Annotated in this window: 7 protein-coding genes; 3 read left to right on the forward strand and 4 right to left on the reverse strand. The window is 47.5% G+C overall.

Going from position 1 to position 11,381, the window contains the following annotated elements; translation table 11 throughout:
- Nucleotides 1-79 precede the first annotated feature (79 nt).
- Nucleotides 80-433 carry a hypothetical protein gene (locus V2H45_RS22915; RefSeq protein WP_330486011.1) on the forward strand — a complete coding sequence of 118 codons (354 nt, stop codon included), beginning with the start codon at nucleotides 80-82 and terminating at the stop codon, nucleotides 431-433.
- 48 nt (nucleotides 434-481) lie between these two features.
- Here V2H45_RS22915 and V2H45_RS22920 read toward each other — a convergent pair whose 3' ends face one another.
- The 4 genes from V2H45_RS22920 to V2H45_RS22935 all read right to left on the reverse strand — a co-directional run bounded on the left by V2H45_RS22920 (nucleotide 482) and on the right by V2H45_RS22935 (nucleotide 6,665).
- A complete protein-coding gene (locus tag V2H45_RS22920) occupies nucleotides 482-1,420 on the reverse strand; it encodes a tetratricopeptide repeat protein (RefSeq protein ID WP_330486012.1) in 939 nt (312 codons plus the stop codon).
- Between the two features lie 128 nt (nucleotides 1,421-1,548).
- Nucleotides 1,549-2,616, reverse strand: a complete 1,068-nt coding sequence (locus tag V2H45_RS22925; RefSeq protein ID WP_330486013.1) for a cation diffusion facilitator family transporter — start codon at nucleotides 2,614-2,616, stop codon at nucleotides 1,549-1,551.
- Nucleotides 2,617-2,661: 45 nt separating this feature from the next.
- Nucleotides 2,662-4,749: a glycogen debranching protein GlgX gene (glgX, locus tag V2H45_RS22930; protein ID WP_330486014.1), complete on the reverse strand. Its 2,088-nt coding sequence runs from the start codon at nucleotides 4,747-4,749 to the stop codon at nucleotides 2,662-2,664.
- Nucleotides 4,750-5,222: 473 nt separating this feature from the next.
- A complete protein-coding gene (locus V2H45_RS22935) occupies nucleotides 5,223-6,665 on the reverse strand; it encodes a hemolysin family protein (RefSeq protein ID WP_330486015.1) in 1,443 nt (480 codons plus the stop codon).
- A 557-nt stretch (nucleotides 6,666-7,222) separates the two neighbouring features.
- Here V2H45_RS22935 and V2H45_RS22940 point away from each other — a divergent pair.
- Nucleotides 7,223-8,461, forward strand: coding sequence for an efflux RND transporter periplasmic adaptor subunit (locus V2H45_RS22940; RefSeq protein WP_330486016.1), 1,239 nt, complete (start codon nucleotides 7,223-7,225; stop codon nucleotides 8,459-8,461).
- A 209-nt stretch (nucleotides 8,462-8,670) separates the two neighbouring features.
- Nucleotides 8,671-11,355 (forward strand): efflux RND transporter permease subunit, encoded by a 2,685-nt coding sequence (locus V2H45_RS22945; RefSeq protein WP_330486017.1) that lies wholly within the window; start codon nucleotides 8,671-8,673, stop codon nucleotides 11,353-11,355.
- The last annotated feature ends 26 nt before the right edge of the window (nucleotides 11,356-11,381 follow it).

Consider the following 11,381-nt stretch of genomic DNA (forward strand, 5'->3'; position numbering starts at 1 on the left):
AGGGAAGAGGAAAACCCTGTCCACAACTTGTTTTTATTTCCCAACAACTCTAATACCTTTTCAGAGAGGAACTGACATCATGAGTAAAACAATGTGGAATATTCTTGGGATCTTTACTATCTTGGCAGGCGGCTCCCTGTTCATGATGGTATCAGAGAGATTGGCAGTCTTACCAGCCGATCAGCATCCTAAACTAATCTTAGGAGGGGTTTTTATAGCTGCAATACTTGTTGTGATTGCGACTACTTGCTTTTTCCCCAAGGTTCGTCCCGTAACCTTGAGGATTTTGGGAGCGATCGGTATTGCAGGCTGTGTATTTAATCTGATAGAAGGTTCTTACCGAGGTAACTTAATCCAATTTTTCCTCATTCTCGTCTTTTGGTTACCAGGCTCAATTTACCTCACACTGAAAGGTAAGTTGACCTTTGACTAAAATTTTGCCTTGTTTTAAATTACAGTACCGATCTGATAGCCAATACCATTATTGCGAGAGTTTTTGGATTCTCTGCAAAGCTTGGTCTGAAAATCTTGTATTTCCCTGCTCCTTGAATAGCTTAGCTGCCTCGGTGAGATCGGCGATCGCGCTTTGCTTATCTCCCAAGTCTCCCTTTAGAATTCCACGACTATAGAAGGCATTCGCATAGTTAGGCTTGAGCTGAATTGCTTTGTTGTAATCAGAGAGCGCCCCTTGGAAATCTTTTGCCCTGTACCTTGCCACTCCTCGCTCTCGATAAGCACTAGACTCGTTAGGGTTTAAACGAATTGCTTCGCTGTAATCAGCGATCGCTCCTTGACTGTCTCCCGAATCATCTTTAACGTTTCCACGATTGATATAAGCTTTTGGATAGTTAGGCTTGAGTCGAATCGCCTCGTTATAGTCCGCGATCGCGCTTCGTTTGTCGCCTAAATCATCTTTGGCATTGCCGCGATTATAGTAAGCCTCTGCAAGTTTAGGATCGAGACGAATTGCTTTGTCAAAATCCTCATTGGCATCTTGTTTATTACCTGCTCTATATTTCGCTAACCCCCGCTCGTTGTATGCTGGAGCAAAATTTGGATTGAGACGAATTGCTTGGCTGTAATCAGCGATCGCGCCTTGACTATCGCCTAGATCGTCCTTTGCGTTTCCACGACTAACATAGGCTTCTGTCAGTTTAGGATCGAGACGGATAGCTTCATTTAAATCAGCGATCGCGCCTTGTTTATCGTCTGAATTATATTTGGCATTGCCGCGATCGAGGAATACTTTTGCTTCAGCTTTATTCTCTTGAGTTGGAGTATTCCCTTGGGTTTGAGCATCTACCTGTTTGAGTGAAGCCGACCGAGTTGCAGGGGTATCGTTTACAGTATTGACTGTATCACAACCAGCACCAAGTAGCGCTACTAAGGCAATGCCAAGGATTGAAAGTTTTGAATCCATCTTCGTCCCTCTAAATTTCGATGGAAATCTCTATTTGCTATCTTTTATTATTCATGACAATTTAGTAAGGTTGTCAATATCTTTACGAAAGTTTTGTTCAGATATGTCTATGCTTAACGGTCTGATGCTTATCCTTGGCTGATGCCTTCTTTTGCGATCGCAGCTTCTTGTAAAACGGCTTGGCGAAAGCTTTCCACCTCAGCTAACGCGAAGGATGTTTCTAAGGATTTGCTTTGCGGCTTTTCTGAGGCAGTGGAACTGGCGATCGTATCAACCGCCGTAATTTGCAGAAACACCTCATGAATGTCAAAGGTTTGCTTTAGAGAAGCTTGGATTTGACTGAGTAAGCGATCGCGTTCCATGCCATCCTGCGTGAACACCTTTAGATCGGCGAGGAGCGCTTCTTGTTGCAGGGCGATCGACCATACGCGCAGATTTGCCACTACCGCAACACCCTCAAAGCTCTCTAGGTGAGCTTGAATTGCTTCGATATCCAGATAGCTAGGAGCCCGTTCTAGTAGAATCCCTAGGCTTTGTTGAATCAGAGGGATGGAGCCCAATCCAATCAAGATTGCGACACCGAGACCGATCGCCCCATCTGCCCAATTCCATTGCAATTTCCATACCGCGATCGCCGCTAAAATTACACCGACGGAACTGATCGCATCCGAGACGACATGCAGAAAGGCTCCCTTGAGATTGAGATCGTCATGGCTATCTTTGTGTAAGAGCCACGCATTCAGACTATTTACGCCCAAACCTGCGATCGCCGTAATTAACATCGGCAAACTGAGAATGTCATCGGGAGGTGTTTGCAGGCGCATCACTGCTTCCCATCCCAGCCAACCTGCAAGAGTTGCCACGCCCAGAGCATTCGCCAGAGCAGCTAAAACTTCAACGCGCCGATAGCCAAAGGGAGCTTGCCGATTGGCAGGTCGTTGGGCTATCCAAGTTGCCATCAATGCCAAGCCGAGCGTCAAACCATCGGACAGCATATGTCCAGAGTCAGCCAGCAGCGAAAGACTATGGCTAGACAGACCCACCCATAACTCTGCGATCGAAAAGCTGCTAACCAAAACCAGCACAGTCCACAGCAGGCGTACCTTATGAGATGCCGTGTTCGCGTTGCCTTCAAGATCGACATCGCTACAGTGGCTACAGTGGAGGGAGTGATGATGGTGATGATGATGGAACATAGGTAGGTATTAGCAAGCTTTTTTAACGATAGTTTACGGAACCTTCTAAGAATTTACGGGAGAATTTATATAGGCAGCCATTAAGACAACAGAGGATCTTGGCTGAGCCTTATATTCCTTTTCCTTAACTAAGGGAGCTCGATCCAAATCGCTAAAATCATTGGGTGATGGCAGAGCCGTATCTACAATGCGATACCAATGTTCTCCCGCAGATAGAGGTGGCAACTCAAATGTCAGCGGTTCCCAATAGGCATTTAAGAGAATATGGAGGAGTTCTCCGCTGTCGGGATGTCGCAGCGTAAAGGCTAAACTGTGAGAGTGGCTGCCCCAGTCAGGTTGACCTAATTTGACCCCATGCCAAACAATATGCGGATCTTGACTGCCGTAGGTGACAGCAAGAATGCGCTCCTGTCGAAAGATTTCTAAGGACTGGGTAAACCGAATCATTCCTTTGACAAATCTCAGAAGGTCGGTCTCTCCTGCTAAGCTGCTCCAATCGAACCAACTCAGTTCGTTGTTTTGGCAATAGGCATTGTTATTACCATTTTGCGATCGCCGCACTTCATCTCCCATCAGGATCATCGGCGTACCCTGAGAAACCAAAAGAATCGTATAGTAGTTTTTGATCTGACGGAGGCGTAAAGCCTCAATTTCGGGATTCTTAGTTACACCTTCCTCACCGCAATTCCAACTAAAGTTTGCATTTGCTCCATCTTGGTTATTCTCTTGATTGGCTTCGTTATGCTTGAGGTTATAGGAAACCAGATCGTTCATCGTAAACCCATCATGGCAGGTAATGAAGTTAATGCTGCGACTGGGTTCGCGATCGGGTTGTGGGTAAATATCTGGACTGCCCATCAGCCTTGCTGCCAAGCTGCCGATCGTACCGCAATCGCTTTTAATAAAGCGGCGGATATCATCGCGAAAAGGTCCATTCCATTCGGCAAAGCGATCGCCAATAAACGAACCAACTTGATATAAACCTGCAGCATCCCAAGCTTCTGCGATAATCTTGGTGCCAGCCAGCACGGGGTCTGACTCGATCGCCCATAAAATCGACGGATCTTCTAAAGGATGTCCGGTCTGACTGCGAGTGAGCACAGAGGCAAGGTCAAAGCGAAAACCATCAACATGCATCTCTGCTACCCAATAGCGCAGGCAGTCAATAATCATGAGACCGACAACTTGGTGATAGGCCTTTAAGGTATTCCCGCAACCGCTATAGTTGCTATAAAGGGAGGGATCCTGTTGATCGAGAATGTAGTAAGCCTTATTCCCGATTCCTCGAAAAGAAAGGGTTGGTCCATCTTGATTGCCCTCCGCCGTGTGATTAAACACCACATCCAGAATCACCTCAATACCTGCTTTGTGCAAAGCCTTGACCATATCCCGAAATTCATTCACAGCCCCCAAGGGATCTTGATGGGAACTGTAACCCATGTGCGGCGCAAAAAAAGCGATCGTGCTGTAGCCCCAGTAGTTAGTCAACCCCGGTTTGACATCCTGTTCGTCAAATTGATGGATGGGCAGTAATTCCACCGCTGTCACGCCCAAATCTTTTAAGTAGGGAATCTTTTCGATTAGCCCTGCAAAGGTGCCTCTCTTACTGGGTGTGACGCCAGAATTGGGGTTGCGCGTAAACCCATTGACATTCATCTCGTAGATTACGGTGGTAGAGTAGGGCTTTAGAAGGGGGGCATCTCCTTCCCAATCGTAGGTAATCGGATCGACAACTACAGCACGAAGGGCTTGGGCGCAGTTGTCTTTACCAAAGGGAATCGCTGCTTCTCGGCTATAATTTTTCCAGCCAACCACGGCATAGGCATAGGGATCGAGCAGCACTTTGCTCCCATCAAAACGGTGTCCGCGTTCGGGGGCAAAATCTCCGTAGGCACGGTAAGCATAAATTTGTCCTGCCCCAATCCCCGAGACAAACACATGCCAGTAATGAAAAGTTTTATATCTCTTGGGATCTAGTTTAATTACGCGGCTTGGTTGGGGCGCATCAGCATGATCGAAAAGCAGAAGCTCTAATGCCGTACAGCTTTTTGAATAAATGCAGAAATTGACACCATTGGGGTAAACCGTGGCACCTAGAGGAAAACTCTTACCGGGTAAAATATCTGAAATCATGGTTAAAAAGAAGCAATTCTTTATTGTCTCGTATGTTTGGCGATCGCTGCAATATGCAACCAAGCCCCATCAATAGGCAAACCTCAATTCCATAGGAAACGATTGCGCTCATCACTTCCTATCGGTCAGACTCATTATGATATCAGAGGTTTCAGGATTGTGAAGGTATACCAAAGCCCTAAATTTGGCTTCGGCTCAGTGAGCCAAGGCTCAGCTAACGTTGGGCTTATCGGTAACCTGAGTTCGGGTTAAAGATTTCTGAACAAAGCAATCCAACTTACTGGAACCGAGGGGTTTGATCCCCCTGCCCGATAGGGCATCCCCCTTTTTTAAGGGGGACAAGTGAGTTCTCCCCCCTTTTTTAAGGGGGGCTGGGGGGGATCTTTGGGATGTATAGCGTTTCAGGTTTTCTTATCCCGAACTGACGTTGTCAGTACAATATTTTCGAGAAAATCCCTTACTAGCCATAGAGATCAGGTGATTCCCTGTTCGTTAACTTCTTCGCTAAGAGGTTTGGGTTCAGGTTCGGGTTCGGGTTCGGGTTCTTGTTTTCGCTCAGGTTCGCGTTCTTTTTCCCGTTCCTTCTCCCGATCTCGTTCTTTTTCCCGATCGCGTTCGTCTTCATCTTCCTCAGTGCGCTCGATCAGAGAGACCATCACTCTCTGGCTGTCCTCTAAAACCTCTAGCAAAATATCATCGATTTCTAGGCGATCTCCCGCGATTGGTGGTCGTTGCATCTCTTCTAAAAACAGTCCTGCCAGCGTCGCAACTTCATCTCGCGGCAATTGCACGTTCAGTTCGTTGTTCACCGTAGAAATACTGGCGCGAATTTTGAAAATGCCTTGGTGTTCGGCGATTCGATGAAATTCCTTCTCTTCTTCGGTGTCGTATTCATCGCGAATTTCACCCACAATCTCTTCTAAGACATCCTCGATCGTCACAAGTCCAGCCGTACCGCCAAATTCATCCTTGACAATCACCATATGCAGCCGATCTTTCTGCATATCCCGTAGGATTTCTGAGGCTGGTTGATCCTCAGAGACATAGCGTACCGAACGCACCAACTCTCGTACCGTAGGCGGTTGATCCATGATTTGCGCCAAGGGTCGAATTAAATCCTTGACATAGAGGATGCCAATAATATTATCGAGGTCTTCTTCGCAGACGGGCAGACGGGTATGGGCATTTTCAGACACGATTTGATAGGCTTCGTCGAGGGTGGTGGTGTCCTTGAGATATTGAATTTGTACCCTCGGAACCATGATCGCCCTCGCAGGAATATGGCTGAGTTCGACTGCCCCATAGATAATGCGGCGCTCTTGTTCGCCCACGGAGCCACCCGTACGCGCAGCATCCACCGTCGCCTTAATTTCCTCGATACCCGTGACTTCATCGCTCTCACCCGTTGGCGAACCAAATACGAACAAAATGAGGCTGGCGATCGCACTGGTAAAGCCGACGAGGGGCGCGATCAGTTTGCCTAAAAAATTAATCGGTCGCACCAAGGTCATCGCAACTTTTTCGGCATGGTGCATGGCAAAACGTTTGGGCACGAGTTCGCCCAAAATCAAGCTAATTAAAGCGATCGCCGTGGTGACACTAATAAAAGCAACAGGATAGGCAAAATTAGCCCCAATTAAGGGCTTTAGGAATGTTGCGAAGGGCTGGGAAAAATGTGTAGATGCGATCGCTGCCGTAAAAAAACTGGTAAAGGTGGCGGCAACTCGAATTGTAGAGAGAAATCTCGTGCTGTCTGCGGCGATTCTTTGGATCATGCGCGCGCGTCTGCTTCCACGCTCTACCAAAGCTCTAATTCGCACATCACTCACAGAAATTAGAGCGGTTTCTGCTGCCGCAAGCAAGGCACTAGCTACAATCAAACAAGAAATAACGATCAGCTCAGGGGCAATATCCATACAGTGCGTTAGCGGTTTACCTGATGACCAGCAATATCAACCAAGCGTGGGTACGCATCCCATAGGGAATCATGACTCCTCATTAACTTTAAAAATAACTACAATAAGATAGATTATGGCTGGCTAGATAGATGCTTTCACTAAAGCAGGTTTTTTAAAAGTCTCTACACGAGATTCAGAAATATTTACTGTTTAGCCATCTAGTTTAGGATGAATTGACCTTAGATTCAATTACAAAATCTATTCACGCAGACTTGAGCCCAGAGGTGAACTGGAAAAAGTAATGGTTAAAAGCGCCCCAAAAACCTCTAAAATTCGCGCGTAACATAAGAAATAATTCATAGTTTTTTTGTCCGTCGAGGATCTTGCTTAGCCCCAAAGCGATGAAGAAACTGCACTTTGATTGATAAGAATCGCGATCGTTTAAAGTCCCTATTTGGAAATTGTCGTTCTAGTCACTTTTTGTTACTAAAAACATGAATTTGAAGATTTTAAGGATTACCGCTAGACTATCTAGCCAGAGATATCGGGTTAAACCCATCGCTATGCTTACCAAAATGCCAAGAAAGTTTCTCCCTGTCGTGTTAGCCGTCTCACTTTCCCTTGGTGCTTGCGGACAGGGCGGTGAGCCTCCTAGAGGAGGTGGGCCTGCCAGCGTCAAAATCGAAAGCGTCATGTCTGGAACGGTCACCGATAGCTCGGATTATGTGGCAAGTTTGCAGTCTCGCAAGTCAGTCACGCTACAACCAAGAGTTGACGGTCAGATTTTAGCAATTTATGTCAAGCCAGGCGATCGCGTTGAGGCAGGCACACCGCTTTTACAGATCGATCCCGCCAAGCAGCAAGCAACGGTCACCAGTTTTAATGCTACGGTCTTGTCCTCACAGGCAGATGTGGAGAATGCCAGAGCCACCCTGATCAACCTGCAAGCCGCAAGAGCCGCGAAAGAATCAGAGCTAGCCTATACCCAAAAACAATTTCGACGCTACTCAGATCTGACTAAAGAAGGGGCAACAACCCAACAAGCGTTGGACGATACTGCCAACAAGCTAAGAACCGCTCAGGCTGACCTGAATGCGATCGATGCCCAAATTCGCGCGCAAGGTGCAAGTATTGCCAGTGCCGAGACCCGAGTGGCAAAATCTGAGGCAGATGTCGTCCAGCAAGAAGTACAGCTTCAGTACTATACGATCGCGGCTCCCTTTGCAGGCGTGGTGGGCGATATTCCCGTTAAGGTGGGCGATTATGTCAGCAATGCCACCCAACTGACCCAAGTTACAGAAAATCGCGCCCTAGAAGTCCAGATCTCAGTTCCCGTGGAAAAAGCCCCGCAACTCCGCATTGGCTTACCTGTGGAGTTACGCGACGGTCAAGACCAAAAAATCTCGGAAGGAACGGTTTCATTTATTTCTCCGAATATCAGCGCCCAGACCCAGTCGATCTTGGTCAAGGCAAATTTTGATAACAGCAAAAATACCCTGCGTGCCTCTCAATTTGTGCGGGCAAGGGTGATTTGGTCAACCAAGCCGGGGATCTTAGTACCCACCAGTGCGATCGCGCGGGTAGGCGGTCAAGATTTTATCTTTGTGGCAGAGACGAAAACCCAAGAGGGCAAACCACCCCAGCTCGTAGCCAGCCAAAAAGCGGTGAAACTCGGTAAGATTGTAGGCAACAACCAAGAAGTTTTAGAAGGGTTAAAGCCCAACGCGCAAATTGTGGTCGCAGGAATTTTGACGTTGCGCGATGGCGTCCCGATTATGCCTGCCCCACCTGAAACCCCTCAGCCGAAAAAATAGCCCGACCTTTATTTTTTTATCATTAGTTATTCGATAGTTCCAGACAATCAAATAATTTTTCGATTAGACATCCAGCGCAATCAAATAATTTTTCGATTAGACATCCAGCGCATTTATCTAGTTTATTCACGTGGATTTTTTCATCACTCTCCAGCTCCAGATTTAAACCCTAAACTCCCTAGCTCCTCCCATCAAACACTTAAGCGCCCATGATCCTATCTATTGCTGACTTTTTTATCAGGCGACCTGTGTTTGCGACAGTTTGCTCGATCGTCGTCACCCTAATTGGTGCTGCCTGTATTTTTATCCTGCCGATCGCGCAATATCCTGAAATTGTGCCGCCGCAGGTGAATGTCGTTGCTAACTATACTGGGGCAGATGCCCAGACCGTAGAGGCGACGGTCACCTCCATCTTAGAACGCGAGTTAAACGGTATCGAAGCCGCCAAATACATTACCTCTAGCAGCTCTAACGATGGGACGAGCAACATCAGCGTCACCTTTGATTTAGGACGAAATCAAGACCTTGCTGCCGTAGACGTGCAAAATCGCGTATCTTCGGTGTTGTCGCAATTGCCCGCCGAAGTCCAACAGACCGGGATTAGGGTGAGAAAGCAAAGTACGGGCTTTTTGCTCGCGATCGGGATTTATTCCGACAGGGATGAGAATGGCAAACTCAAGTATGACAATGTTTATCTCAGTAACTATACCGATCTTTACATTACGGACACGATCAAACGTGCCAAAGGGGTGAGTAACGTCACGATCTTTGGCGAACGCAAATATGCCATGCGTTTGTGGCTCGATCCCAATCGCCTCGCGGCTCGCAAACTTACAGCCCAAGACGTAGCGACCGCTTTGCAGCAACAAAACCTTCAAGTAGGGGCGGGACAGATCGGGCAACAACCCGCTCCCCCAGATCAGGAATACCAGCTTTCGATCTCAGCCAAGGGTCGGCTTAAAGAAGCCAGTGAATTTGCTGATATTGTAGTCAAGACGGCTGATGATGGTTCGCTGATCAGGGTGCGAGACATTGGTCGGGTAGAGCTAGGCGCGGAAAATTACGGCACAGTACTGAGATTTAATGGAATTCAGGGTGTGGGTGTAGGGGTGAGCCAGTTACCCGATGCCAATGCCTTGGATGTGGCTCATGCCGTCAAAAGAGAAATGGAAGCCCTAGAAGAAAGTTTCCCCCCGGGCTTACATTACAAGGTTGCCTTTGACACCACCCGATTTGTCGAAGCTGGGGCAGAAGAAGTGATTTTCTCTCTGTTCCTATCGATCGGTTTGGTGGTGGTGATTATCTTCTTGTTTTTGCAAAACTGGCAAGCCACGCTGATTCCTGCTTTGGCAATTCCTGTAGCCCTGATCGGTACGTTTATCTTTGTCAAACTGCTGAACTTTAACATCAATACCCTTACCCTGTTTGGCATGACTTTGGCGACAGGCTTGGTGGTAGACGATGCGATCGTGGTGGTCGAAGACATCAACAAGCGCATTCAAGAAGAGGGGATGAACCCGATTAAAGCCGCGATCGCCTCGATGGATGAATTGCTCAGTGCTGTAATCGCCAGTTCGCTGGTTCTTATTGCTGTGTTTGTGCCCGTAGCCTTCTTCCCGGGGACGACGGGGCAGCTTTACAAGCAGTTTGCCTTGACGATCGCCTTCTCGATTACCGTTTCTACCTTTAATGCAATTACCTTTACGCCGATGCTCTCGGCGCAACTGTTACGACAGGGACAAGTCCCCAACAACTGGTTCTTTAATGGCATTAACTGGGCGATCGACAAGACCAGAACCAATTATGGGAAGGCAGTCGGAAAAGTCACCCACTTAAAAGGTGTGGTACTAGTTCTGTTTGCTGTTGGTTTGTTCCTCACCTATGGGGTCTATAAAATTATTCCCACAGGCTTTTTACCCGAAGAAGATCAAGGCTATTTCATTACGATCGTGCAGGCTCCCGATGGGGTCTCGCTCAATTACACCGAAAAAATTCTAGAGAAAGTTGAAGCGATCGTTAAAGAAGAATCCAATATCGAGGGAATCTTTGCGATCGGTGGATTTGGGTTTAGTGGGAATACGCCCAACGCTGGCATCGTATTTACCACGCTCAAACCTTGGAGCGATCGCAAGAGCGCCGATCAGTCCGTCGCAGGGATTATCACTCGGCTCAGACCCAAGTTTGGTGGAATTAAGGAAGGCTTTGTAATTCCATTCCCACCACCTGCGATTCAGGGGATTGGGAGTACGGGTGGTTTCCAATACGAGCTACAGGATAAAAACAACCAAGACTTTCGGGTATTGGAACAAGCCATGGGGCAGTTGCTAGGGCGAGCCAGTACCTATCCCGATCCGAAATTACCGCCCAAGATTGTCGGGATTCGTCCCAGCTTTAATGGCAACACACCCCAATTGAGTGTAGAGGTCGATCGCGAAAAGGCGAATGCCCTCCAAATCTCGCCACAGGATATCTTTAGTACCCTGCAAGCCTTTTTGGGCTCAAGGTATGTGAATGATTTCAATGCCTTTGGTCGCAGCTATCGGGTTTACATCCAAGCCGACCAACAGTTCCGCTCAAATCCTGAGGATATTACGAAGTTATACGTGCGATCGCGCACAGGGCAAATGATTTCCATGGGAAATCTGGTTAAGGTCACACCGATCATTGCGCCTTCGATTATCAACCACTACAACCTCTTCCGTTCGATTGAAATCACAGGCAACCCCGCACCGGGAGTTAGCTCTGGCGAAGCGATCGACATTATGGAAAAAATCTCAAAGGAACTACCGCGCAGCTTTAGCCATGAATGGTCGGGGCTTTCGCTTGAAGAACGCAATTCAGGTTCCGCCGCCTTTGTGATTTTTGGCTTAGTACAGGACAAAACCTTGCAATAAAGACAGAAGAGGGGTTTCATAGGAAA

Origin of the sequence: Tumidithrix elongata BACA0141 (genome assembly GCF_036349135.1) — a bacterium.
In the GTDB taxonomy this organism is placed as follows: Bacteria; Cyanobacteriota; Cyanobacteriia; order Pseudanabaenales; family Pseudanabaenaceae; genus Tumidithrix; species Tumidithrix elongata.

Bases quoted from the DNA above. Each gene is read 5' to 3' on its own strand.
- V2H45_RS22925 (WP_330486013.1), bottom strand. From the start codon at position 2,616: ATGTTCCATCATCATCACCATCATCACTCCCTCCACTGTAGCCACTGT.
- V2H45_RS22920 (WP_330486012.1), bottom strand. From the start codon at position 1,420: ATGGATTCAAAACTTTCAATCCTTGGCATTGCCTTAGTAGCGCTACTT.
- V2H45_RS22915 (WP_330486011.1), top strand. From the start codon at position 80: ATGAGTAAAACAATGTGGAATATTCTTGGGATCTTTACTATCTTGGCA.
- glgX (WP_330486014.1), bottom strand. From the start codon at position 4,749: ATGATTTCAGATATTTTACCCGGTAAGAGTTTTCCTCTAGGTGCCACG.
- V2H45_RS22945 (WP_330486017.1), top strand. From the start codon at position 8,671: ATGATCCTATCTATTGCTGACTTTTTTATCAGGCGACCTGTGTTTGCG.
- V2H45_RS22935 (WP_330486015.1), bottom strand. From the start codon at position 6,665: ATGGATATTGCCCCTGAGCTGATCGTTATTTCTTGTTTGATTGTAGCT.
- V2H45_RS22940 (WP_330486016.1), top strand. From the start codon at position 7,223: ATGCCAAGAAAGTTTCTCCCTGTCGTGTTAGCCGTCTCACTTTCCCTT.